Raw genomic sequence first — 23734 nt, forward strand, 5'->3', positions numbered from 1 at the left:
AATGACGCCCGTTTTCCCCTGGTGCACACTTAAAGCGTCCCCGACGCTTCGTAATCGAAGACGAGAGACTTATGATGGAAATTCTGCGTGGTTCGCCTGCATTGTCCGCTTTCCGTATCAACAAACTGCTGGCACGTTTTCAGGCCGCCAACCTCCCGGTAAGCAACATTTACGCCGAATACGCTCACTTCGCCGATCTCAATGATGGGCTGACAGAAGATGAATACGCGCGGCTCCAGCGCTTGCTGAAATACGGCCCGAGCCTTAGCAGCCATACCCCGACCGGAAAATTACTGCTCGTCACTCCTCGTCCCGGCACCATCTCTCCCTGGTCTTCTAAAGCTACCGATATTGCTCACAACTGCGGCCTCAACAAAATCAATCGCCTTGAGCGCGGCGTCGCCTATTACGTTGACGCAGCCGGGCTGACTGACGCCCAGTGGAACGACGTTGCCGCAGAGCTGCATGACCGCATGATGGAGAGCGTATTCACGTCACAAGCCGACGCCGAACGCCTGTTTGAGCACCATCAGCCTGCGCCGGTACAGAGCGTGGATCTGCTGGGTGAAGGCCGTCAGGCGCTGATTGATGCCAACCTGCGTCTGGGGCTGGCGCTGGCGGAAGACGAAATCGACTATCTGCAAGAGGCGTTTACCCGCCTGGGGCGCAATCCGAACGACATCGAGCTTTATATGTTCGCGCAGGCGAACTCTGAGCACTGCCGCCACAAAATTTTCAACGCCGACTGGGTGATTGATGGCAAGCAGCAGCCGAAGTCGCTGTTCAAAATGATCAAAAACACCTTCGAGCAAACGCCGGATTTCGTGCTGTCGGCCTATAAAGATAATGCCGCAGTGATGGAAGGTTCCGAAGTGGGTCGCTTCTTCGCCGATCGCGGGGAAGGGCGTTACGACTACCATCAGGAACCGGCGCATATTCTGATGAAGGTGGAAACTCACAACCACCCGACGGCGATTTCGCCGTGGCCGGGGGCGGCGACAGGTTCCGGCGGCGAGATCCGCGACGAAGGCGCAACCGGCCGTGGCGCGAAGCCAAAAGCGGGGCTGGTGGGCTTTTCCGTTTCTAACCTGCGTATTCCTGGCTTTGAACAGCCGTGGGAAGAGGATTTCGGTAAACCGGATCGTATCGTTACTGCGCTGGACATTATGACCGACGGCCCGCTGGGCGGCGCGGCGTTCAATAATGAATTTGGTCGTCCGGCGCTGAATGGTTACTTCCGTACTTATGAAGAGAAAGTGAACAGCCACAATGGCGAAGAGCTGCGCGGCTACCACAAACCGATCATGCTGGCGGGCGGCATCGGCAACATCCGTGCCGATCACGTGCAGAAAGGTGAAATCACCGTTGGCGCGAAACTGATCGTGCTGGGCGGTCCGGCGATGAATATCGGTCTGGGCGGCGGCGCGGCCTCTTCAATGGCATCCGGTCAGTCCGACGCGGATCTTGATTTTGCCTCCGTACAGCGTGACAACCCGGAGATGGAACGTCGTTGCCAGGAAGTTATCGACCGCTGCTGGCAGCTGGGTGATGCCAACCCGATCCTCTTTATTCACGACGTTGGCGCGGGCGGCCTTTCTAACGCCATGCCGGAGCTGGTGAGCGACGGCGGTCGCGGCGGTCGTTTCGAGCTGCGCGATATTCTGAGCGATGAGCCGGGAATGAGCCCGCTTGAGATCTGGTGTAACGAATCGCAAGAGCGCTACGTGCTGGCGGTTGCCGCCGATCAACTGGCGCTGTTTGACGAGCTGTGCCGCCGCGAGCGCGCGCCGTACGCGGTGATTGGTGAAGCGACGGAAGCTCAACATCTGACGCTTAACGACAGCCACTTTAACAACCAGCCGATCGATATGCCGCTGGATGTGCTGCTGGGTAAAACGCCGAAGATGACCCGCGATGTCGCGTCTCGTCAGGCGGCTGGCGAAGCGCTGAACGTGCAGGGCATTTCCATTGCCGATGCGGTTAACCGCGTGCTGCACCTGCCGACCGTGGCGGAAAAAACTTTCCTTGTGACCATCGGCGACCGCACGGTGACCGGCATGGTTGCGCGCGATCAGATGGTTGGCCCGTGGCAGATTCCGGTGGCGAACTGTGCAGTCACCACCGCCAGCCTTGATAGCTACTACGGTGAGGCGATGGCGCTGGGCGAACGCGCGCCGGTGGCGCTGCTGGGCTTCGCCGCTTCCGCCCGCCTGGCGGTGGGGGAAGCGCTCACTAACATCGCTGCAACGCAGATTGGCGATATCAAACGTATTAAGCTGTCGGCGAACTGGATGGCCGCCGCCGGGCACCCGGGTGAAGACGCCGGGCTGTATGCCGCAGTGAAAGCGGTGGGTGAAGAGCTTTGTCCGGCGCTCGGTTTAACTATTCCGGTGGGTAAAGACTCCATGTCGATGAAAACCCGCTGGCAGGAAGGCAGCGAGCAGCGCGAAATGACCTCGCCGCTGTCACTGGTGATCACCGCGTTTGCCCGTGTTGAAGATGTTCGCCGCACGGTTACCCCACAGCTTTCCACGGAAGATAACGCCCTGCTGCTGATTGACCTGGGTAATGGCAATAACGCACTGGGCGCCACAGCGCTGGCACAGGTTTACCGCCAGCTTGGGGACAAACCGGCTGATGTGCGTAACGTTGAGCAACTGAAAGGTTTCTTTGATGCTATCCAGGCGCTGGTGGCGGACCGCAAACTGCTGGCCTATCACGATCGCTCCGATGGCGGCCTGCTGGTCACGCTGGCAGAGATGGCCTTTACCGGTCACTGCGGCATCAACGTTGATATCGCGTCTCTGGGCCAGGATCGTCTGGCGGCGTTGTTTAATGAAGAGCTGGGCGCGGTGATTCAGGTGCGCGCGGCCGATCGCGAAGCGGTAGAAAGCGTACTCGCGGCTTATGGTCTGGGGGATAGCGTTCACTATCTCGGTACTGCCGTTGCTGGCGATCGCTTTGTGATTGAAGCTGATGGCCAGGCGGTGTTTAGCGAAAGCCGTACTCAGCTGCGCATGTGGTGGGCGGAAACCACCTGGCAGATGCAGCGCCTGCGTGATAACCCGGAGTGTGCGGATCAGGAGCATCAGGCGAAAGCCAATGACAACGATCCGGGCCTTAACGTGAAGCTCTCTTTTGATATCAACGACGATATCGCTGCACCGTTCATTGCTACCGGTGCGCGGCCGAAAGTGGCTGTGCTGCGTGAGCAGGGCGTCAACTCGCACGTTGAAATGGCGGCTGCATTCCATCGCGCCGGTTTTGATGCCATTGACGTGCATATGAGCGATCTGCTGGCAGGGCGCACTGGCCTTGAGCACTTCCAGGCGCTGGTTGCCTGCGGCGGCTTCTCGTATGGCGATGTGCTGGGTGCAGGTGAGGGTTGGGCGAAATCGATTCTGTTCAACGAGCGTGTGCGTGACGAGTTCGAAACCTTCTTCCACCGCCCGCAGACACTGGCGCTTGGCGTGTGTAACGGTTGCCAGATGATGTCTAACCTGCGTGAACTGATCCCGGGCAGCGAGCTGTGGCCGCGCTTTGTGCGTAACCACTCCGACCGCTTTGAAGCGCGCTTCAGCCTGGTGGAAGTGACGCAAAGCCCGTCGCTGCTGCTGAGCGGTATGGTCGGCTCGCAGATGCCAATCGCCGTTTCCCATGGTGAAGGTCGCGTAGAAGTGCGTGATGGCGCGCATCTGGCGCAGCTGGAAAGCAAAGGACTGGTGGCGTTGCGCTACGTGGATAACACCGGGGTCGTGACGGAAACTTATCCGGCGAACCCGAACGGCTCACCGAACGGCATTACGGCTGTGACCAGCGAAAGCGGGCGCGTAACCATTATGATGCCGCACCCGGAGCGCGTGTTCCGCACCGTTTCCAACTCCTGGCATCCGGAAAACTGGGGCGAAGACAGCCCGTGGATGCGTATCTTCCGCAACGCCCGTAAACAGTTGGGTTAATTTCGTCATCATCAGTAAGCCCTCTTCTTTGTAAGAGGGCTTTTTTTCGTCTGAGCAAAAGTGTCTGCATTTCCCGACATAGGGTATTAAGTTGTGTCTCCAAAAAGAGACATTTAATTTATTGATTATAAATGATTTATTTTTAATGCTATCAGTGTGTTGCTAAATAGCGACAGGTTGTTGAAATGATAAGCACATCACACTTTCATTTTTAAAATATTAAATGATTAAAAATCAATAGCTTTAATTAATTGTTGGCGTGTTGGCACAATACCTGCATAATATTACGCAGTGGCTCATTCACCTCCTTATGTCAGCCCCTTCGGGACGCGCTACATAAACTTCGAATGACGCACTTAAAGGTGCCTGCCGTCCACCTGCTGATAATTGCGTTGCTTTATCAGGCATCGGGCGAAACGTCGAGTTAGGCACCGCCTAATTTCATAACAAAGCCGGGTTAATACCCGGCTTTGTTGTTTCTGGCTTTTGGTAAATCAGTTAGCATCTCCATACCTTTTTTTGCGAGAGAAGTGCATTGAAACGCTGGCCTGTTTTCCCCCGCTCGCTTCGCCAACTGGTCATGATGGCGTTTTTGTTAATCCTGTTGCCGCTGCTGGTGTTAGCCTGGCAGGCGTGGCAAAGCCTGAACGCACTCAGTGCGCAGGCGTTGCAGACTAACCGCACAACGTTGATTGACGCGCGTCGCAGTGAAGCAATGACCAATGCCGCACTGGAAATGGAGCGTAGCTACCGGCAGTACTGTGTGCTGGATGATGCCACCCTGGCGCGCGTGTATCAGAATCAGCGTAAGCGTTATAGCGAAATGCTTGACGCCCACGCGGGCGTGCTCCCTGACGATAAACTTTACCAGGCGTTGCGCCAGGATTTAAACGCGCTCGCCCAGTTGCAATGTAAAAATAGCGGCCCGTCTGCCGAGGCTTCTGCGCAGCTTGAAGCGTTTGCCGCCGCCAATACCGAGATGGTGCAATCGACGCGGGCGGTGGTCTTTTCCCGCGGGCAACAGCTTCAGCTGGAAATTGCCGAACGCGGTCAGTTTTTCGGCTGGCAGGCGCTGGTGTTGTTCCTGGTGAGCTTGGCGCTGGTCCTGCTGTTTACCCGCATGATCATCGGTCCGGTGAAGGGCATCGAGCGGATGATTAATCGCTTGGGCGAGGGGAGAACCCTGGGCCGTAGCGTTGTCTTTAAAGGCCCGCGCGAACTGCGTTATGTTGGGGAACGGATCCTCTGGCTGAGCGAAAGACTCGCCTGGCTTGAATCACAGCGTCATCAATTCTTACGCCATCTTTCCCATGAGCTTAAAACGCCGCTTGCCAGCATGCGCGAAGGTACCGAGTTGCTGGCCGATCAGGTTGTCGGACCGCTGACGATGGAACAGAAAGAGGTGGTGGAGATCCTCGATGCCAGCAGCCGCAATCTGCAAAAACTGATTGAGCAATTGCTGGATTACAACCGCAAGCTGGCGGAGGGTTCGGTAGAGCTGGAAACCGTGGAACTTGCGCCACTGGTAGAAATGGTGATCTCTGCCCACAGTTTGCCGGCGCGAGCTAAAATGATGCATACCGATGTCGCCCTTGATGTGGCGACCTGCCAGGCCGAACCGATGTTGCTGATGAGCGTGCTGGATAATCTTTACTCCAACGCGGTGCACTATGGTGCTGAATCCGGTAACATTTCTCTGCACAGCTATACTGCCAACGCGCGGCTCTGTATCGAAGTGGCAAATACCGGTACGCCGATCCCTGAAACGGAGCGTGAAATGATCTTCGAACCGTTCTTCCAGGGTAGCCACCAGCGAAAAGGGGCGGTGAAAGGCAGCGGGTTGGGGCTAAGCATTGCCAGGGACTGCATTCGCCGTATGCAAGGCGAGCTGCATCTGGTGGCGAGCAGCAAAGCTGATGTCTGTTTCCGTATTGAGCTACCTCTCAATGCGCCGGAAAAATCCACTCAATGAATCTAAATCTGGTGAGTATGTCGCATGTTTTTTCCCGCGTGATTAACGCGGTTACACAGCAAAACGCCTGGCTTCGCGTGTTTCCTTGTCTGCTGCTGGCGGGGTGTGTTGCACAAAAACCGCAAAGCGCGATTCATGACCTCCAGGAAGAACGGCTCCCTGAACATCAACTGGCCGATTTCTTGTCCACAGATTGCGACGATATCTGGTCGCTGTCCGGGCAAAACGTCGACACCAACCCGCTTTACTGGCTGCGCGGTATGGACTGTGCGCAACGTTTATCGCCTGCCGCCGCGCGTGCTGAAGCACGTACCTGGTCTGACGATAACTGGCAGGCCACGTTCAGGCGCGGCATTTTGCTCTCTAACGCCAAAATTTCGCCGCTTGAGCGTCGTGAATACACCGAGCGGCTGGGCGCATTAAGCCCCACGATCCCTGCGCAGGTTCGTCCACTGTTTGAGCTGTGGCGCGATGGTGAAAAAGCCCAATTACAACTGGCGGAAGAGCGCGCCCGTTACGCGAAGTTACAGCAATCCGCGGACAGCGAGCTGGATAGTCTGCGCCAGCAACAACAATTCCTGCGCGAACAACTGGAAACAACTACCCGTAAACTGGAAAACCTCACCGATATCGAACGGCGTCTCTCCACGCGCAATAAACCCGCCGCTACTGACCTGCCGGACAGTTCTCACCCGTCTAAAAGCGACGGCACTCAGGAGGATGTGAAACCATGACCAGCCGTAAACCTGCCCATCTGTTGCTGGTGGATGACGATCCGGGGCTGTTAAAACTGCTGGGGCTGCGCCTCACCAGCGAAGGCTACAGCATCGTCACGGCGGAAAGCGGGCAGGAAGGGTTACGCATTCTCGCGCGGGAAAAGGTCGATTTGGTAATAAGCGATCTGCGCATGGATGAGATGGACGGTATGCAGCTGTTTGCCGAAATCCAGCGCGTACAGCCGGGCATGCCGGTGATTATCCTGACGGCCCACGGCTCGATTCCCGATGCGGTGGCCGCGACCCAGCAGGGCGTGTTCAGCTTTCTGACCAAACCGGTGGACAAAGACGCGCTGTATAAAGCGATTGACGATGCGCTGGAGCACAGCGGTTCGGCGATGGATGACCAGTGGCGTGAAACCATAGTCACTCGTAGCCCGGTAATGCTGCGTCTGCTGGAGCAGGCGCGGATGGTGGCGCAATCTGACGTGAGCGTGCTGATTAACGGCCAGAGCGGTACCGGGAAAGAGGTGCTCGCGCAGGCGATTCATAACGCCAGTCCGCGCAGCAAAAGTGCGTTTATCGCCATTAACTGCGGCGCGTTGCCGGAACAGTTACTGGAATCTGAACTGTTCGGTCATGCGCGCGGTGCGTTTACCGGCGCAGTCAGTAGCCGGGAGGGGCTGTTCCAGGCGGCGGAGGGCGGCACGCTGTTCCTTGATGAGATTGGCGATATGCCAATTCCGTTGCAGGTCAAACTGCTGCGTGTATTGCAGGAGCGCAAAGTGCGCCCGCTTGGCAGTAACCGCGATATCGATATTAATGTGCGCATCATTTCAGCCACGCACCGTGATTTACCGAAAGCGATGGCGCGCGGCGAGTTTCGCGAAGATCTCTACTATCGGCTGAATGTGGTGAGCCTGAAGATCGCGGCGTTAGCTGAGCGTGCGGAAGATATTCCGCTGCTGGCCAATCATTTGCTGAAACAGTCGGCAGAGAGACATAAACCGTTTGTTCGCGCGTTTTCCACCGATGCCATGAAGCGGCTGATGACCGCCGGCTGGCCTGGCAATGTGCGCCAGTTGGTTAACGTCATTGAACAGTGTGTGGCGCTCACCTCATCGCCGGTTATCAGCGATGCGCTGGTGGAGCAGGCGCTGGAAGGGGAAAATACGGCGTTGCCGACCTTTGTTGAGGCGCGTAACCAGTTTGAACTGAACTACCTGCGCAAGCTGCTGCAAATCACTAAGGGTAATGTCACGCATGCCGCGCGCATGGCGGGGCGCAACCGCACCGAGTTTTACAAATTACTCTCCCGCCATGAGCTCGACGCCAACGACTTTAAAGAGTAATGGTGAAATGATTATGGTACTGTGAGCAACCGATTACGATGCAGCAGACTGGCAAGAGCGTGTAAGGAACGACCATGAAAAAGATTGATGCGATTATTAAACCTTTCAAACTGGATGATGTACGTGAAGCGCTGGCTGAAGTCGGCATCACCGGGATGACGGTAACGGAAGTGAAAGGTTTTGGTCGCCAGAAAGGCCACACTGAACTTTACCGTGGCGCGGAGTATATGGTGGATTTTCTGCCGAAGGTGAAGATTGAAATTGTCGTGACTGACGACATCGTTGATACCTGCGTGGACACCATTATCCGTACTGCCCAGACCGGTAAAATCGGCGACGGTAAGATCTTCGTCTTTGATGTCGCACGCGTGGTGCGTATCCGTACCGGCGAAGAAGACGACGCCGCAATCTGATATTTTCCCTCACCCCTCAGGGTGAGGGTGCCTGTTTTACAACACTTTATGCGGGCCAAAGCATTCGTAATGAATGCTCTCTTTGTTCACGCCAAGTGTGACCAGCTGTTGCGCGACAAACTGCATAAAACCGACCGGGCCGCAGAGATAAAACTGCATCGCCGGATCGCTGAACTTCCCTTCCAGCGCGTGCAAATCCATCAACCCTTCACTGTGATAGCGACCGTTGTTCACCTCAGCCGCCGCAGGCTGTTGATACCAGACATGCTGGTAAAAATGGTTCAGCGACGCACCCAGTTTGCTTACTTCATCGGCAAAGGCATGCACCTCGCCATTCATCGCGGCATGGAACCAGTTTACCTGCGCGGCATGTTGCGATTTTGAAAGGCTGTCGAGCATCGCCAGCATCGGTGTTTGACCGACACCCGCGGAGATCAGCGTGACCGGCGTGTTGCTCTGCACATCAATAAAGAAATCCCCGGCAGGCGCTGCAAGATGCACGATATCGCCCACTTTCGCACTGTTATGCAGCCAGTTAGAAACCTGCCCACCCGCTTCGCGTTTTACCGCGATACGGTAGCTTTTGCCGTTGGGCTTGCGGGTCAGTGAATACTGGCGGATCTCCTGATTGGCGAAACCTTCAGGCTTCAGCCAGACACCCAGATATTGCCCCGGCTGATAAGCGGCGACCGGCTGACCGTCGACGGGTTCAAATTCAAAGCTGGTGATAAGTGCGCTCTGCGGTTTTTTCTCTACCAGGCGGAACGGGCGCGTGCCTTGCCAGCCGCCGACTTTTTCAGCGTGTTCGCTGTAGATTTGCGCTTCACGGTTGATAAAGACACCCGCCAGTACGCCGTAGGCTTTTCCCCAGGCGTCTAACACTTCTTGCCCCGGGCTGAACATCTCATCCAGCGTCGCCAGCAGGTGTGTGCCAACAATGTTGTACTGTTCCGGCTGGATCTGGAAGCTGGTGTGCTTCTGGGCGATTTTTTCTACCGCCGGCAGCAGCGCGGCAAGATTATCAATATTGCTGGCGTAAGCGGCAATGGCGTTGAACAGCGCTTCACGCTGATCGCCATTGCGCTGGTTGCTCATATTGAAAATCTCTTTCAGTTCCGGATTGTGAGTGAACATCCGGTCGTAAAAATGAGCGGTGAGTTTTGGGCCGGTAGCCGCCAGCAAGGGAAGAGTGGATTTGACCGTAGCGATGGTTTGGGCGTCGAGCATGATTGCTTCCTTTTTTACAGATTATTTAAAGTTGTATTTTAAATGAATCTTATAGCGCGGCGACCTGGCTTGTAAAGAGCGGACAATGTAAAGGGATTTACATCGTGAATAAGGTGCATCACAAACCTGAAAAGAAATCCGCTTTAACAGGGAAGTGTCTTATCGCTCAAACCCTTGTCTGACGCGGAGCCAATCGTTTGCGTAAAAACCTTTGTCAAGACCTGTTATCAGAATATTAATCAGTTATACTGTGGGCCGTTCCCCAAATTTGGGCCCTCATTTAGAGTTGTTTTGTTAGCTGAGTCAGGAGATGCGGATGTTAAAGCGTGAAATGAACATTGCCGATTATGATGCCGAACTGTGGCAGGCTATGGAGCAGGAAAAAGTACGTCAGGAAGAACACATTGAACTGATCGCCTCCGAAAACTACACCAGCCCGCGTGTAATGCAGGCTCAGGGTTCTCAGCTGACGAACAAATACGCCGAAGGTTATCCGGGCAAACGCTACTACGGCGGTTGCGAGTATGTGGATATCGTTGAGCAACTGGCGATTGATCGCGCGAAAGAACTGTTTGGCGCGGATTACGCTAACGTGCAGCCGCACTCCGGCTCGCAGGCGAATTTCGCGGTCTACACCGCGCTGCTGCAACCGGGCGATACCGTTTTGGGTATGAACCTGGCGCAGGGCGGCCACCTGACTCACGGCTCCCCGGTTAACTTCTCTGGCAAACTGTACAACATCATCCCTTACGGTATTGATGAGTCCGGTAAAATTGACTACGAAGACATGGCGAAGCAGGCGAAAGAGCACAAACCGAAGATGATTATCGGTGGTTTCTCTGCTTACTCCGGTATCGTTGACTGGGCGAAAATGCGTGAAATCGCCGACAGCATCGGTGCTTACCTGTTCGTTGATATGGCACACGTTGCGGGTCTGATTGCCGCAGGCGTTTACCCGAACCCGGTTCCGCATGCGCACGTTGTGACCACCACGACCCACAAAACCCTGGCGGGTCCGCGCGGCGGCCTGATCCTGGCGAAAGGCGGTGACGAAGAGCTGTACAAAAAACTGAACTCCGCTGTTTTCCCAAGCGCGCAGGGCGGCCCGCTGATGCACGTTATCGCGGCAAAAGCGGTGGCACTGAAAGAAGCGATGGAGCCAGAGTTTAAAGTTTACCAGCAGCAGGTTGCCAAAAACGCCAAAGCGATGGTGGAAGTGTTCCTGAACCGTGGCTACAAAGTGGTATCCGGCGGGACTGAAAACCACCTGTTCCTGCTGGATTTGGTGGATAAAAACCTGACCGGTAAAGAAGCGGATGCCGCGCTGGGCCGTGCGAACATCACCGTGAACAAAAACAGCGTGCCGAACGATCCGAAGAGCCCGTTTGTCACTTCCGGTATCCGTATCGGTTCTCCGGCTGTGACTCGCCGCGGCTTCAAAGAAGCGGAAGTAAAAGAGCTGGCTGGCTGGATGTGCGACGTGCTGGACAACATCAATGACGAAGCAGTTATCGAGCGCGTCAAAGGTAAAGTCCTGGATATCTGCGCCCGTTTCCCGGTTTACGCCTAAGTTTATTCCGCTTTGAAAAACCCGCTGCGGCGGGTTTTTTTATGTCTTAGTGCAGCGCGCTATAGCCGTGAATGCCCATATAAACGCCGACGAGCGCGATAAGTGCGCTGGAAAAATAGGGTGCCTTACGCGCCAGCGTGTTAAAGCCGGACCAGCGTTTTGCCGCTTGCTGGACGCTGATTGCCGCGCCAACGCCAACCGCAACCAGTGTGAGTGCAAGCCCGATACTGAAAGAGACCACTAATGTTGCGCCCAGCGTGATGGCTTTTAACTGAATACAGATCAGCAAAATGGTGATCGCCGCAGGGCAGGGGATAAGCCCGCCGGTTAAACCGAATAGCAGGATCTGACCGTTAGTCACCTCGCCGCCGGTAAAACGCCGCTCAATATCCCGTGCATGTGCCCGCTCGTGCGCATCCTGATACTCCTCTTCTTTAGTCACTTTTCGCAGCGACAAGATCGTTGGCTGCGCGGTGACACGAGCTGGTTGTACCGGCTGAAGTACCAGGCTTGGAGCACGGTGCGCGTGGCCGTGGTCATGTTCATGGTGATGATGATGCCCGGCGTGCCACGAACGTTCACCTTGCCAGGTGCGCAGAAACATCCACACCGCCGTACCAAAAATGATCGCCGCAGATACCATTTGCAGCCAGGGTTCAACGGCTTGTGCGGTGAACTGGCTGCTGAGATACATACCCCCGAGCGCAATCAGCCACACCACCACCGTGTGGGATAGCGTGGCGGCGAGACCCAGCATCACGGCCTGTTTAACCGTGCCTTTGATGGCGATGATAAATGCCGCCATCATGGTTTTAGAGTGCCCCGGTTCGAGGCCGTGCAGCGCGCCGAGCAGGATGGCGCTTGGAATAAAAAACCAGGCGTTCCCTTGCTGAAAAAGCGTGGTGAAGTCATTCATGAGAATAATTCTCGGTAAAAATTTGTGCGCTCAAATCTACTCCCCCCCAGTAGTAAATACTACCCCCCAGTAGAAATAAACTCCCCCCCAGTTGATGCATGGTATGCTAAGGTTCGTTTAAGCACGGTCGATTTGAGGTCTGTATGTCGCACACCATCCGGGACAGGAAAAAGCTAAAAGCGCGGGCGAGCAAAATAGAAGGGCAGGTCGCCGCGCTGAAAAAAATGCTCGATGAGCCTCATGAATGCGCCCAGGTTTTGCAACAAATCGCGGCGATCCGCGGCGCAGTAAACGGGTTAATGCGCGAAGTGATCAAAGGCCATCTGACCGATCATATCGTGCATGAGAACGACGAAATTAAGCGTGAAGCGGATCTGGATGTGGTGCTGAGCGTGCTGGATTCTTATATTCGCTAAGCAACGGCGAGCAACCTGAGGGCAGATATTCGCCTGCAAACGTTGGGTAAGCGCATGTGTTGCCAGATTGTTACTTGCCAGTCCTGCTATTTATCGCCAGACTATCGCCTCCATTCAGGAGGAAATCATGGTCTTGCAGTCCACGCGCTGGCTGGCGCTCGCTTATTTCACCTACTTTTTTAGCTACGGCATCTTTTTACCTTTCTGGAGCGTCTGGCTCAAAGGCGTGGGGCTGACCCCCGAAATCATCGGTATGTTGCTCGGCGCAGGTCTTGTCGCCCGCTTCCTTGGCAGCCTTTTCATCGCCCCGCGCGTGAGCGATCCTTCCCGCTTGATTACGGCCCTGCGCTTGCTGGCGCTGGCAACGTTGCTGTTTGCGCTGGCGTTTTATGCCGGAACGCATGTGGCGTGGCTGGCGGTCATAATCATCGGTTTCAACCTCTTCTTTTCACCGCTGGTGCCGCTCACCGATGCGCTGGCGGGCACCTGGCAAAAACAGTTCCCGATGGATTATGGCCGCGTGCGTCTGTGGGGATCGATTGCTTTTGTGATTGGTTCGGCGCTCACCGGCAAGCTGGTGAGCCTGTTTGATTACCAGGCGATTCTGGCGTTGCTGACGCTGGGCGCGGCATCCATGTTGCTCGGTATGTTGCTGCGTCCTTCCATTTTGCCGCAGGGTGAAAATCGCCAGCAGGAGGGCGCAGGCTGGCAGGCGTGGCGGGTATTGATTGCACAGAACTGGCGTTTTCTCGCCTGCGTGTCGCTGCTGCAGGGCGCACATGCGGCTTACTACGGCTTCAGCGCCATTTACTGGCAGTCGGCGGGGTATTCTGCTTCAACGGTCGGGTATCTGTGGTCGTTGGGCGTGGTGGCGGAAGTGGTGATTTTCGCGCTCAGTAACCGTCTGTTCCGCCGCTTCAGCGCACGCGATCTGCTGCTGCTTTCCGCCGTTTGCGGGCTGGTGCGCTGGAGCCTGATGGGCTGGACGACCGAGCTTCCGTGGCTGATTATTGCCCAGATCCTGCACTGCGGCACGTTTACCGTTTGCCATCTTGCCGCCATGCGCTATATCTCAGCGCGGCAGGGCAGCGAAGTCATCCGCTTACAAGCGGTCTATTCAGCGGTCGCGATGGGCGGCAGTATTGCGCTGATGACCATGATCGCCGGTTTTCTGTTTGAACATCTGCATCAGGGGCTGTTTTTTGTCATGGCCGTGCTGGCCATTCCGGCCGTGTTCCTGCGCCCGAACGTCGCCGTGCAGGCCCGCTAGCTTTCCAGCATGTCGCGGATATGCCGCTGTTGTTGCCCGCTCAGCGGACCGTCGGTGTGGATCAGCGGCGGAGAGAACAGCGGCAGCGGCGTTGTATAAGGCGTGATAATTAATGTCACGTCTTTCGGTGCGCCGGCCTTACGAAATTCCGCCAGTGGCAGATATTTAATACTGAGCGGCAGCAGCGTTAATTCGCGCAGTTGCTGCTCAATCTGCTGCTCGCGGGTACTGTCTTCGCCAGTAATCAACACCACCTGTTTCTCATGCATATCGCTGTCCTGCATCAGCCAGGCGCCGAAAATCACCGCCACCAGCCCCGCCTCTTCATCGCTGAAGCGCAAATCATACTCGTCTTCCAGCTCCTGCAAGGCATCGCGGGTGGTTCGCATCAGACGCGGGTAAAGCTGGTTGATCTCTTCGGGCAGGCTGTTATCAATGCCAATACCAAACAAGCTGCGATCCAGCGCCTGGGCAATGTGAATATAGAGCTGGGCACTTAAACCCTGCTCATCGCTGAAACGCAGCCCCGCCAGAGCGTGAAAGCGGGCAATCATCCGGCGGATGGCTTTTTGCAGACGGCGATCCTGGTGTTGCTGGTCACGCAGCGGATCGGGCGTGCGCACCAGCATAAACAGCAGCGACAAAAACAGGTGCTCATTCTGCTGCGGATAGTCGACAACGCGACGCTGCCAGTGGCGCACAATCTCCTGCGCCACCTGATACTCGGCGCGCATTTGCGCCCACTCTTGCTGAACCGGGTTAAATTCCGGGGTATGTCCGTGGTGATGCTGCAGTAAACAATATTGCAAATAGAGACGCAGAAACTGCATATCCCGGCATTCAAAGACGCGCTGCAGCCGGCGCGAACAGAGGTTAATCAACGCCAGCAGATTTGTATCGTCGTATAACGTTCGGGCAATGCCTTGCTGTTTAAGCGCGGTTTTTAACGCCGGGGTAAACTGCTGCGTGATAAATTGCGGGCACAGCCGCAGCGCACGGCGAAGCCAGTGCAACAGGCATAAACGTTGATCGAGTGGAGCGCCCTCAATCCGAAAGCCGCCGTTAGGATGGGGAACGATAGAGAGCCGGTGGTAGCGCTGAATTTCACTTTCCGTTTCAGCGATATCCCGGCGAGCCATGGCGTCGTCCACTCCATTCATAGCGCTGATATGTTCCATGGTGACGTGTTGCCCCGGCAAGGCGAGCATCAAAAGCACCTGGCAGCGGCGCTGCGGACTGGAGAGCGCAGATGGCGGTGTCATTACAGTTGTCATCTGTCAGGTTCCAGTTGGGGTTTTTGATAAGCGTAGTTAAAGGTATGCTCAGCGATAGCGCAGCGGCAGCTCTTTCATTCAGGATTGCCGGGGAGCATCACAGAATTTTTCTCGTGAGGAATACATGCAAGCAGTTAAACAATGCGCCAGTGGCCTGTTTCTCGCGCTTTTATCGTTTTCAGCGACGGCGCATCCGCACAGTTTTATCCGCATGAAAACGCAAGTGTTGATCGACAACGGGCAGTTCACCGGGCTGAAAATGCGCTGGACGATGGATGAGATCACTTCGGCGGATCTGCTGTATGACGCGGGCAATGCAAAACCTGGCGATGAGATCTGGAAAAAACTGGCGGCGGAAGTGATGGCAAACGTGCTGGGGCAACACTATTTCACCGAAGTCTGGCACAACGGGCAGAAAGTGAAGTTTCTTAACCGACCGACGGAATATGGCATGGAACAGGTCGCGCACCAGGCGGTGCTGACGTTTGTTTTGCCGCTCGCCGAACCGCAGGTGCTCAGCGGCCAGCGGTATACTTTTTCCACTTTCGATCCCACCTATTTTGTCGATATGAGTTACGCAAAAGCGAGCGACGCGGCATTGCCTGCCGCCGCACCGCAGGGCTGCAAACTGGCGGTACAAACGCCCAAACCCGGCGAGGAAGTGCTGAATTATGCCCAGTCGCTGGATAAAGCCGATGCGCCGGCAGAAGATATGGAACTCGGTAAACAATTTGCCCAGACGGTGACGCTGACATGTCCGTGATGGTGAGCGCTACGGCGCGAAAACGACGCTTATTGCACTGGTGGCCGCTGGTGCTTTTTATGCTGTGTGCGCTGGCCGCCGCGTTGTGGCTGTGGCAGATCTGGCCGCAGGTGATGGTGAAAAGCGTTATCTGGCAGCGCGATGTGAATATGAAAATGAGCGGCTTACTGAAAGCGGTGGCAGAAAACCCGCGCCAGGCCGGTGGGGCGCTACTGTTGTTCAGTTTTATCTATGGCGTGCTACATGCGCTTGGGCCGGGACATGGCAAAGTGGTGATCACCACCTGGCTTGCCATGCATCCGTCAAAACTGAAACCGGCGATTGGCTTAACGCTGGCCTCTTCTTTGTTGCAGGGGCTGGTGGCCATTGCGCTGGTGGTGGTTGTGCTGAGTATTCTGGCGCTGCCCGCGCGGCAGCTGCATTTGAGCAGTTACTGGCTGGAGAAGGGCAGTTATTTACTGGTAGGTGTGCTGGGAGTGCTTTTGTGCTGGCGAGCGTTGAAAAAGCTGCGTGCGCTTGTACAAACGCCGAAATTCCGCGCCTTTACGCCGCACCATGTGCATCACGAAGGATGCGGTTGCGGTCATCAGCATTTACCCACGGCCTCACAGTTGCAGAGCGGTGATGACTGGCGCGCACGGTTAATGATTATTTTGTCGATGGGGATGCGCCCCTGTTCCGGTGCGATCATGGTGCTGCTGTTCAGTAAAGTGATTGGCGTGTTTAGCTGGGGTGTGGCCTCCGCGCTGGCCATGGCGGTCGGAACGTCGCTGACCATCAGTTCGCTGGCGTTGCTGGTCCATGGTTTTCGCCAACTGGCAGTGAAATTAAGTGGGGATCGTGCGCCGGTATTGTGGCGACAGGTTGGCTGGACCACGCTGGCTCTGGCCGGTGGCGTGTTGTTAATTAGCGCGTCGGTAATAATGTGGGTCAGTGCGTTACCGCCGGGCGGCGGATTACGGCCGTTTTGATAGCACCCGGTGGCGGCGAACCACCGCCGGGTACAGCCAGACTTAGCGTTTCAGCGCGTCGCTCAGCTCTTCACGCATATTCGCCAGCATCGCTTTAACTACGCGCGGGTTACCCGCCACGATGTTGCCGGTCATCATATAGTTGTGACCACCGGTGAAATCGCATACCAGACCGCCAGCTTCACGCACCAGCAGTTCACCGGCGGCGAAATCCCACGGTTTCAGCGCGATTTCGAAGAAACCATCCACGCGGCCAGCGGCAACGTAGGCCAGATCCAGCGCAGCGGAACCCGTGCGGCGGAAGTCCGCGCATTCGGTGAACAGTTTGCCGACGATATTGATGTAGGTGGTGGCGTGCTGTTTGGCTTTGAACGGGAAGCCGGTCGCCAGAATGGTGCCATCCAGATCGCGAGCCGTGCTGCCGCGCAGGCGGTAGCCGTTCAGCTGTGCGCCCTGACCGCGAGTGGCGGTGAACAGTTCGTTACGCATGGGATCGTAAACCACAGCGACTTCTGTGCGGCCTTTGATTCGTACGGCGATGGATACCGCGAAGTGCGGCAGGCGTTTGACAAAGTTGGTGGTGCCATCCAGCGGATCGATAACCCATTGCACATCCTGGTCAGTGCCTTCGTGCTCACCACTCTCTTCGGTGATGATGGTGTGTTGCGGGTAAGATTTGCGGATTGTTTCGATAATCAGCGCTTCGGCTGCTTTATCAATGTTGGTCACGAAATCATTGCTGCCTTTCTGGCTGGTTTCTACGGTGTCCGGAGTTTCGTAGTTTTTGGCAATTAAATTACCCGCCTTGCGCGCAGCACGCACGGCGATGTTCAGCATCGGATGCATCGGTCTCTCTCACTGGATGTTAAAGAACGGAAAACGGCGCATATCATAGCAGCGAATTCGGATTATGTCTTTGCTTTATGATAATATGCGCGAATATTCTTTAGCCGTTGAAAATCTATGCTGCAAAATATTCGAATCGTACTGGTGGAAACCTCCCACACCGGCAACATGGGCTCTGTTGCTCGTGCAATGAAAACAATGGGTTTAACGAATCTCTGGCTGGTGAACCCGCTGGTAAAACCGGATTCACAGGCTATCGCGCTGGCCGCAGGTGCCAGCGATGTGATTGGCAATGCGCAAATCGTCGACACGCTGGATGAAGCGCTCGCCGGTTGCAGCCTGGTTGTTGGCACCAGCGCACGTTCCCGCACGCTGCCGTGGCCGATGCTCGATCCGCGTGAATGCGGGCTGAAAAGCGTTGCCGAAGCGCAACACGCGCCCATCGCGCTGGTGTTTGGTCGCGAACGCGTTGGCCTCACCAATGATGAGCTGCAAAAGTGCCACTACCACGTGGCGATTGCCGCCAACCCGGAATACAGCTCGCTGAACCTGGCGATGGCGGTGCAGGTTATTGCTTATGAAGTGCGCATGGCCTGGCTGGCAGCGCAAGAGAGCACTGCCCCGGCGGTTCATGAAGAGACGCCGTACCCGCTGGTCGATGATCTGGAGCGTTTTTACGGGCATCTGGAGCAAACGCTGCTGGCGACCGGTTTTATTCGTGAAAACCACCCCGGCCAGGTGATGAACAAACTGCGCCGTCTGTTTACCCGCGCGCGCCCGGAAAGTCAGGAGCTTAATATCCTGCGCGGCATCCTGGCGTCGATCGAACAGAAGCATAAAGAGTAATGCGCGAGGCCGGGAAATGGCCTTTTTTCGGCCTAACTCTATGAAAGCACTAAACGACAAATACCTGACTAAAACAGTCAACTAAATAGTTGACCAATTTAGTCGGGAATGTCAGACTTGCGTCTGCTATGCAACATTAACATATTAATAATACACCCCGGGCAGGGGCGAGTTTGAGGCTTGTAAGACATGAGACTGACATCTAAAGGGCGTTATGCCGTGACCGCAATGCTGGACGTTGCACTCAACTCCGAAGCGGGCCCGGTTCCGTTGGCTGATATTTCCGAGCGTCAGGGAATTTCCCTCTCCTACCTGGAGCAGCTGTTCTCCCGTCTGCGTAAAAATGGCTTAGTCGCCAGCGTACGTGGCCCGGGCGGCGGTTATCTGCTGGGTAAAGACGCAAATACCATTGCCGTTGGCGAAGTGATTAGCGCAGTTGACGAATCCGTAGACGCAACCCGCTGCCAGGGTAAAAGCGGCTGCCAGGGTGGTGATAAGTGCCTGACCCATGCGCTGTGGCGCGATCTGAGCGATCGTCTGACCGGTTTCTTAAACAACATCACGCTGGGCGAACTGGTAAACAACCAGGAAATCCTCGATGTGTCCGATCGTCAGCACAGTAACGAATCCCATCGCACCACCCGCGCTCAAGACGCTATCGACGTCAAACTGCGCGCATAATAAAAAACAGAATTCAGAATCGGGCCAGGGCACAAAACAGTGCCCTGTTAACGCGGTCGTACATCCAGCCGGTTGCCTGATTCCTTGCATTAGAGCGATGTACGGAGTTTAAAGAGCAATGAAATTACCGATTTATCTCGATTACTCCGCAACCACGCCGGTGGATCCGCGTGTTGCCGAGAAAATGATGCAGTTTCTGACCCTGGACGGGACCTTTGGTAACCCTGCTTCCCGTTCTCACCGTTTTGGCTGGCAAGCTGAAGAAGCGGTAGATATCGCCCGTAACCAGATTGCAGAACTGGTCGGTGCGGATCCGCGTGAAATCGTCTTCACTTCCGGTGCAACCGAATCCGATAACCTGGCGATCAAAGGTGCAGCCAACTTTTATCAGAAAAAAGGCAAGCACATTATCACCAGCAAAACCGAACACAAAGCCGTGCTGGACACCTGCCGTCAACTGGAGCGCGAAGGCTTCGAAGTGACCTATCTTGCTCCGCAGAGCAACGGCATTATCGACCTGAAAGAGCTGGAAGCGGCGATGCGTGAAGACACCATCCTTGTTTCCATCATGCACGTGAACAACGAAATCGGCGTGGTACAGGATATCGCAGCCATCGGCGAAATGTGCCGTGCCCGCGGCATTATCTACCACGTTGACGCCACCCAGAGCGTGGGCAAACTGCCTATCGACCTGAGCCAGTTGAAAGTGGATCTGATGTCCTTCTCCGGCCATAAAATTTATGGGCCGAAAGGCATCGGTGCGCTCTACGTTCAGCGTAAACCGCGTGTGCGTATCGAAGCGCAGATGCACGGCGGCGGTCATGAGCGCGGTATGCGTTCCGGTACTCTGCCTGTCCACCAGATCGTCGGCATGGGCGAAGCGTACCGCATCGCAAAAGAAGAGATGGCGAGCGAAATGGAACGCCTGCGCGCGCTGCGTAACCGTCTGTGGAACGGCATCAACGACATTGAAGAAGTTTACCTGAACGGCGATCTCGAGCACGGCGCACCGAACATCCTCAACGTCAGCTTTAACTACGTTGAAGGCGAGTCGCTGATCATGGCGCTGAAAGATCTGGCTGTATCCTCCGGCTCTGCCTGCACCTCTGCAAGCCTGGAACCGTCCTACGTGCTGCGCGCACTGGGCATGAATGATGAGCTGGCACACAGCTCGATCCGTTTCTCTTTAGGTCGTTTTACCACCGAAGAAGAAATTGACTACACCATCGCGCTGGTACGTAAATCCATCGGCCGTCTGCGTGAACTTTCTCCGCTGTGGGAAATGTTCAAACAGGGCGTGGATTTGACCACCATCGAATGGGCTCATCATTAATAGTTGCGCAAGCAGGAGAAGAAAAAATGGCTTATAGCGAAAAAGTAATCGATCACTACGAAAACCCGCGCAACGTTGGCTCGTTCGACAACGACGACACGGTTGGTAGCGGCATGGTTGGCGCACCGGCGTGCGGCGACGTGATGAAACTGCAGATCAAAGTTAACGATAAAGGCATTATCGAAGACGCGCGTTTTAAAACTTACGGTTGCGGCTCTGCAATCGCTTCCAGCTCGCTGGTCACCGAATGGGTGAAAGGCAAGTCACTGGACGAAGCGCAGGCGATTAAAAACACCGATATCGCCGAAGAGCTGGAACTGCCGCCGGTGAAAATTCACTGTTCTATCCTGGCGGAAGACGCGATTAAAGCCGCAATTGCGGATTACAAAAGTAAACAAGAAGCGAAATAAGGCGGGAGGTTGTTGTCATGTCCATTAGCCTGAGCGACAGTGCTGCCGCGCGAGTCAATACCTTCCTGGCCAACCGTGGTAAAGGGTTTGGTCTGCGCCTGGGGGTGAGAACCTCCGGCTGTTCTGGTATGGCTTATGTCCTTGAGTTTGTCGATGCGCCGAACGAAGAAGACACGGTGTTTGAAGACAAAGGCGTGAAGGTTGTGGTTGACGGCAAAAGCCTGCAATTCCTCGACGGCACTCAACTGGACTTCGTCAAAGAAGGCCTGAACGAAGGGTTTAAATTCACCAACCCGAACGTTAAAGACGAGTGCGGTTGCGGCGAAAGCTTCAACGTTTAATCGCCACCATCCGATGACCCCACCGCAGCGTCCTGCGCGTGGGGTTTGTTTCGATTGCACACCCGGAATTGTTATGGATTACTTCACCCTCTTTGGGTTGCCGGCCCACTATCCGCTCGATGTTCAGGCGCTGGCGACACGTTTCCAGGATCTGCAACGTCAGTTCCACCCGGATCGCTTCGCAAACCGCCCGCAGGCGGAACAACTGGCTGCCGTCCAGCAATCCGCTACCATTAACCAGGCATGGCAAACGCTGCGCAACCCGCTAACGCGCGCAGAATATTTGCTGTCGCTGCACGGTTTTGATTTAGCCTCCGAGCAACACACGGTGCGCGATACCGCCTTCTTAATGGAACAACTTGAGCTGCGTGAAGAGCTGGACGAGATTGAAAAAGCGCAAGACGCGACCCGTCTGGAAGCATTTCAACAGCGTGTGAAAGAAATGTATGACACCCGCCATCGGCAAATGGTGGAGCAATTAGATAGCCAGACGTGGGACGCGGCGGCGGATACCGTGCGTAAACTGCGTTTTCTCGATAAACTGCGCAGCGCAACAGAACAACTCGAAGAAAAACTGCTCGGTTTTTAATTTTTTGGAAGCACATCATGGCCTTATTACAAATTAGTGAGCCCGGTCTGAGCGCCGCGCCGCACCAGCGTCGTCTGGCGGCGGGTATCGACCTCGGCACCACCAATTCATTGGTTGCCACCGTGCGCAGCGGACAGGCGGAAACGCTGGCCGACAGCGCCGGACGTCACCTGCTCCCTTCGGTGGTTAACTACCAGGCCGACAGCCATGTTGTCGGTTACGATGCGCGCGCCAACGCCGCGCAGGACTCCGTAAACACCATCAGCTCGGTGAAACGCCTGATGGGGCGCAGCCTGGCCGACATTCAGACGCGTTACCCGCACCTGCCGTGGCAGTTCCAGCCGAGCGAAAATGGTCTGCCGATGATTGCCACGCGTGGCGGCCTGGTTAACCCGATTCGCGTCTCTGCGGATATCCTCAAAGCCCTTGCCGCGCGCGCGCAAGAGACGCTTTCCGGCGAGCTGGACGGCGTGGTGATCACTGTTCCTGCCTATTTTGATGACGCACAGCGTCAGGGCACCAAAGATGCGGCGCGTCTGGCGGGCTTGCACGTATTGCGTCTGCTGAACGAACCGACCGCTGCGGCTATCGCCTACGGTCTGGACTCCGGCAAAGAAGGCGTGATTGCGGTTTATGACCTCGGCGGCGGCACCTTTGATATCTCGATTTTGCGCCTGAGCCGTGGCGTTTTCGAAGTGCTGGCGACCGGCGGTGATTCCGCGCTCGGCGGCGACGATTTCGACCATCTGCTGGCGGATTACATTTGCGAACAGGCGGGAATTGCCGATCGCAGCGACGCGCGCCAACAGCGCGAATTGCTGGATGCGGCGATTGCCGCAAAAATCGCCCTCAGCGAGGCCGACAGTGTCACCGTTGAGGTGGCGGGCTGGCAGGGCACCATTGCACGTACCCAGTTTGAAGCGTTGATTTCAACGCTGGTCAAACGCACCTTACTCTCTTGTCGTCGCGCACTGAAAGATTCGGGTGTCGAAGCGCAAGAAGTGCTGGAAGTGGTCATGGTCGGTGGCTCGACGCGCGTGCCGCTGGTGCGCGAGCGGGTCGGCGAGTTCTTTGGTCGCACGCCGTTGACGTCGATTGACCCGGATAAAGTGGTGGCGATTGGCGCGGCAATCCAGGCCGATATTCTGGTTGGCAACAAGCCGGACAGCGAAATGCTGCTGCTGGATGTCATCCCGCTCTCGCTGGGGCTGGAAACAATGGGTGGCTTGGTAGAAAAAGTGATCCCGCGTAACACCACCATTCCGGTGGCGCGCGCGCAGGAGTTCACCACTTTCAAAGATGGCCAGACAGCGATGTCTATCCATGTGATGCAGGGCGAGCGTGAGCTGGTGGCAGACTGCCGTTCACTGGCGCGTTTTGCACTGCGCGGTATCCCGGCGATGCCGGCGGGCGGGGCGCATATTCGCGTCACCTTCCAGGTGGATGCTGACGGTCTGCTCAGCGTAACCGCGATGGAAAAATCCACCGGCGTGGAAGCCTCCATTCAGGTGAAACCGTCGTACGGTCTGACCGATGGCGAAATCGCCGACATGATCAAAGACTCCATGAGTTTCGCCGAGCAGGACGTGAAAGCGCGCATGCTGGCGGAGCAGAAAGTGGAAGCCGCGCGCGTGCTGGAAAGTCTTGCCAGTGCGCTTGCCGCTGACGCCGCGCTGTTAAGCGCCGCAGAGCGTGCGGAGATCGACGACGCAGTCGCGCAGTTACGCGCGGTTGCCGACGGCGATGACACCGACGCGATAGAACAAGCCATTAAAAATGTAGATAAACAAACCCAGGAATTCGCCGCACGCCGTATGGATCAATCCGTACGTACCGCGCTGAAAGGCCATTCCGTCGACGAGGTTTAAT

Annotated in this window: 21 protein-coding genes; 17 read left to right on the forward strand and 4 right to left on the reverse strand. The window is 55.9% G+C overall.

From position 1 onward, the window contains the following. The first annotated feature begins 71 nt into the window (after window positions 1–71). The 5 genes from purL (at window position 72) to glnB (ending at window position 8412) form a co-directional block, all read left to right on the forward strand. The gene (purL, locus tag O3S68_RS00155) at window positions 72–3959 is read left to right on the forward strand and encodes a phosphoribosylformylglycinamidine synthase (protein WP_269230558.1); all 3888 of its coding nucleotides are present in this window, start codon (window positions 72–74) and stop codon (window positions 3957–3959) included. A gap of 535 nt (window positions 3960–4494) precedes the next feature. Continuing rightward, window positions 4495–5931, forward strand: coding sequence for a two component system sensor histidine kinase QseE/GlrK (qseE, locus tag O3S68_RS00160; protein WP_071925215.1), 1437 nt, complete (start codon window positions 4495–4497; stop codon window positions 5929–5931). Next, entirely contained in the window at window positions 5928–6665 is a 738-nt protein-coding gene (gene qseG, locus O3S68_RS00165) for a two-component system QseEF-associated lipoprotein QseG (RefSeq protein ID WP_020454737.1), read from the forward strand. The genes qseE and qseG overlap by 4 nt, the downstream gene beginning before the upstream one ends. Next, window positions 6662–7999: a two-component system response regulator GlrR gene (glrR, locus tag O3S68_RS00170; protein WP_269230559.1), complete on the forward strand. Its 1338-nt coding sequence runs from the start codon at window positions 6662–6664 to the stop codon at window positions 7997–7999. The genes qseG and glrR overlap by 4 nt, the downstream gene beginning before the upstream one ends. Window positions 8000–8073: 74 nt before the next feature. After that, the gene (gene glnB / locus O3S68_RS00175; protein ID WP_002438074.1) at window positions 8074–8412 is read left to right on the forward strand and encodes a nitrogen regulatory protein P-II; all 339 of its coding nucleotides are present in this window, start codon (window positions 8074–8076) and stop codon (window positions 8410–8412) included. Window positions 8413–8448: 36 nt separating this feature from the next. Here glnB and hmpA read toward each other — a convergent pair whose 3' ends face one another. Beyond that, window positions 8449–9639: an NO-inducible flavohemoprotein gene (hmpA, locus tag O3S68_RS00180; protein WP_269230560.1), complete on the reverse strand. Its 1191-nt coding sequence runs from the start codon at window positions 9637–9639 to the stop codon at window positions 8449–8451. A gap of 316 nt (window positions 9640–9955) precedes the next feature. Between hmpA and glyA the strand changes: the two genes are divergently transcribed. Continuing rightward, window positions 9956–11209 carry a serine hydroxymethyltransferase gene (gene glyA, locus O3S68_RS00185; protein ID WP_008502165.1) on the forward strand — a complete coding sequence of 418 codons (1254 nt, stop codon included), beginning with the start codon at window positions 9956–9958 and terminating at the stop codon, window positions 11207–11209. A 46-nt stretch (window positions 11210–11255) separates the two neighbouring features. On the opposite strand, the gene O3S68_RS00190 is transcribed toward glyA, so the two are convergent. Beyond that, window positions 11256–12125: a nickel/cobalt efflux protein RcnA gene (locus O3S68_RS00190; protein WP_269230561.1), complete on the reverse strand. Its 870-nt coding sequence runs from the start codon at window positions 12123–12125 to the stop codon at window positions 11256–11258. Window positions 12126–12268: 143 nt separating this feature from the next. Between O3S68_RS00190 and rcnR the strand changes: the two genes are divergently transcribed. Together rcnR and O3S68_RS00200 are read left to right on the forward strand one after the other, a co-directional pair. Beyond that, entirely contained in the window at window positions 12269–12541 is a 273-nt protein-coding gene (gene rcnR / locus O3S68_RS00195) for a Ni(II)/Co(II)-binding transcriptional repressor RcnR (protein WP_160269130.1), read from the forward strand. A gap of 127 nt (window positions 12542–12668) precedes the next feature. Continuing rightward, window positions 12669–13811, forward strand: a complete 1143-nt coding sequence (locus O3S68_RS00200; RefSeq protein WP_269230562.1) for a 3-phenylpropionate MFS transporter — start codon at window positions 12669–12671, stop codon at window positions 13809–13811. Here O3S68_RS00200 and csiE read toward each other — a convergent pair. Continuing rightward, window positions 13808–15085 (reverse strand): stationary phase inducible protein CsiE, encoded by a 1278-nt coding sequence (gene csiE, locus O3S68_RS00205; protein WP_045510455.1) that lies wholly within the window; start codon window positions 15083–15085, stop codon window positions 13808–13810. The genes O3S68_RS00200 and csiE overlap by 4 nt on opposite strands. 124 nt (window positions 15086–15209) lie before the next feature. On the opposite strand from csiE, the gene O3S68_RS00210 reads away from it, so the two are divergent. After that, window positions 15210–15848, forward strand: coding sequence for a DUF1007 family protein (locus tag O3S68_RS00210; protein WP_269230563.1), 639 nt, complete (start codon window positions 15210–15212; stop codon window positions 15846–15848). Continuing rightward, a complete protein-coding gene (locus tag O3S68_RS00215; protein ID WP_269230564.1) occupies window positions 15839–16819 on the forward strand; it encodes a nickel/cobalt transporter in 981 nt (326 codons plus the stop codon). Before O3S68_RS00210 ends, O3S68_RS00215 begins: the two co-directional genes overlap by 10 nt. A gap of 42 nt (window positions 16820–16861) precedes the next feature. Here O3S68_RS00215 and suhB read toward each other — a convergent pair whose 3' ends face one another. Continuing rightward, a complete protein-coding gene (gene suhB / locus O3S68_RS00220) occupies window positions 16862–17665 on the reverse strand; it encodes an inositol-1-monophosphatase (protein ID WP_097407568.1) in 804 nt (267 codons plus the stop codon). A 117-nt stretch (window positions 17666–17782) separates the two neighbouring features. On the opposite strand from suhB, the gene trmJ reads away from it, so the two are divergent. From trmJ to hscA, 7 genes are all read left to right on the forward strand, one after another. Continuing rightward, window positions 17783–18511 carry a tRNA (cytosine(32)/uridine(32)-2'-O)-methyltransferase TrmJ gene (gene trmJ, locus O3S68_RS00225; RefSeq protein ID WP_269230565.1) on the forward strand — a complete coding sequence of 243 codons (729 nt, stop codon included), beginning with the start codon at window positions 17783–17785 and terminating at the stop codon, window positions 18509–18511. 189 nt (window positions 18512–18700) lie between these two features. Further along, window positions 18701–19192: a Fe-S cluster assembly transcriptional regulator IscR gene (iscR, locus tag O3S68_RS00230; protein ID WP_020454728.1), complete on the forward strand. Its 492-nt coding sequence runs from the start codon at window positions 18701–18703 to the stop codon at window positions 19190–19192. A 118-nt stretch (window positions 19193–19310) separates the two neighbouring features. Further along, window positions 19311–20525: a cysteine desulfurase gene (gene iscS / locus O3S68_RS00235; protein WP_020454727.1), complete on the forward strand. Its 1215-nt coding sequence runs from the start codon at window positions 19311–19313 to the stop codon at window positions 20523–20525. A 26-nt stretch (window positions 20526–20551) separates the two neighbouring features. After that, on the forward strand, window positions 20552–20935 hold the full coding sequence (iscU, locus tag O3S68_RS00240; protein ID WP_017459010.1) for a Fe-S cluster assembly scaffold IscU: 384 nt from the start codon (window positions 20552–20554) through the stop codon (window positions 20933–20935). Window positions 20936–20952: 17 nt separating this feature from the next. Next, window positions 20953–21276 carry an iron-sulfur cluster assembly protein IscA gene (iscA, locus tag O3S68_RS00245; protein ID WP_017459009.1) on the forward strand — a complete coding sequence of 108 codons (324 nt, stop codon included), beginning with the start codon at window positions 20953–20955 and terminating at the stop codon, window positions 21274–21276. A 73-nt stretch (window positions 21277–21349) separates the two neighbouring features. Beyond that, a complete protein-coding gene (gene hscB, locus O3S68_RS00250; RefSeq protein ID WP_160269133.1) occupies window positions 21350–21865 on the forward strand; it encodes a co-chaperone HscB in 516 nt (171 codons plus the stop codon). A 17-nt stretch (window positions 21866–21882) separates the two neighbouring features. Next, on the forward strand, window positions 21883–23733 hold the full coding sequence (gene hscA, locus O3S68_RS00255) for a Fe-S protein assembly chaperone HscA (RefSeq protein WP_269230566.1): 1851 nt from the start codon (window positions 21883–21885) through the stop codon (window positions 23731–23733). The last annotated feature ends 1 nt before the right edge of the window (window position 23734 follow it).

This window comes from Kosakonia sp. SOY2 (genome assembly GCF_027109175.1).
Taxonomy (GTDB): Bacteria; Pseudomonadota; Gammaproteobacteria; order Enterobacterales; family Enterobacteriaceae; genus Kosakonia.

Bases quoted from the DNA above. Each gene is read 5' to 3' on its own strand.
- rcnR (WP_160269130.1), top strand. From the start codon at position 12,269: ATGTCGCACACCATCCGGGACAGGAAAAAGCTAAAAGCGCGGGCGAGC.
- iscU (WP_017459010.1), top strand. From the start codon at position 20,552: ATGGCTTATAGCGAAAAAGTAATCGATCACTACGAAAACCCGCGCAAC.
- purL (WP_269230558.1), top strand. From the start codon at position 72: ATGATGGAAATTCTGCGTGGTTCGCCTGCATTGTCCGCTTTCCGTATC.
- csiE (WP_045510455.1), bottom strand. From the start codon at position 15,085: ATGACAACTGTAATGACACCGCCATCTGCGCTCTCCAGTCCGCAGCGC.
- iscA (WP_017459009.1), top strand. From the start codon at position 20,953: ATGTCCATTAGCCTGAGCGACAGTGCTGCCGCGCGAGTCAATACCTTC.
- glrR (WP_269230559.1), top strand. From the start codon at position 6,662: ATGACCAGCCGTAAACCTGCCCATCTGTTGCTGGTGGATGACGATCCG.
- glyA (WP_008502165.1), top strand. From the start codon at position 9,956: ATGTTAAAGCGTGAAATGAACATTGCCGATTATGATGCCGAACTGTGG.
- O3S68_RS00215 (WP_269230564.1), top strand. From the start codon at position 15,839: ATGTCCGTGATGGTGAGCGCTACGGCGCGAAAACGACGCTTATTGCAC.
- qseG (WP_020454737.1), top strand. From the start codon at position 5,928: ATGAATCTAAATCTGGTGAGTATGTCGCATGTTTTTTCCCGCGTGATT.
- iscS (WP_020454727.1), top strand. From the start codon at position 19,311: ATGAAATTACCGATTTATCTCGATTACTCCGCAACCACGCCGGTGGAT.
- glnB (WP_002438074.1), top strand. From the start codon at position 8,074: ATGAAAAAGATTGATGCGATTATTAAACCTTTCAAACTGGATGATGTA.
- O3S68_RS00200 (WP_269230562.1), top strand. From the start codon at position 12,669: ATGGTCTTGCAGTCCACGCGCTGGCTGGCGCTCGCTTATTTCACCTAC.
- iscR (WP_020454728.1), top strand. From the start codon at position 18,701: ATGAGACTGACATCTAAAGGGCGTTATGCCGTGACCGCAATGCTGGAC.
- hscB (WP_160269133.1), top strand. From the start codon at position 21,350: ATGGATTACTTCACCCTCTTTGGGTTGCCGGCCCACTATCCGCTCGAT.
- O3S68_RS00210 (WP_269230563.1), top strand. From the start codon at position 15,210: ATGCAAGCAGTTAAACAATGCGCCAGTGGCCTGTTTCTCGCGCTTTTA.
- suhB (WP_097407568.1), bottom strand. From the start codon at position 17,665: ATGCATCCGATGCTGAACATCGCCGTGCGTGCTGCGCGCAAGGCGGGT.
- hscA (WP_269230566.1), top strand. From the start codon at position 21,883: ATGGCCTTATTACAAATTAGTGAGCCCGGTCTGAGCGCCGCGCCGCAC.
- O3S68_RS00190 (WP_269230561.1), bottom strand. From the start codon at position 12,125: ATGAATGACTTCACCACGCTTTTTCAGCAAGGGAACGCCTGGTTTTTT.
- trmJ (WP_269230565.1), top strand. From the start codon at position 17,783: ATGCTGCAAAATATTCGAATCGTACTGGTGGAAACCTCCCACACCGGC.
- hmpA (WP_269230560.1), bottom strand. From the start codon at position 9,639: ATGCTCGACGCCCAAACCATCGCTACGGTCAAATCCACTCTTCCCTTG.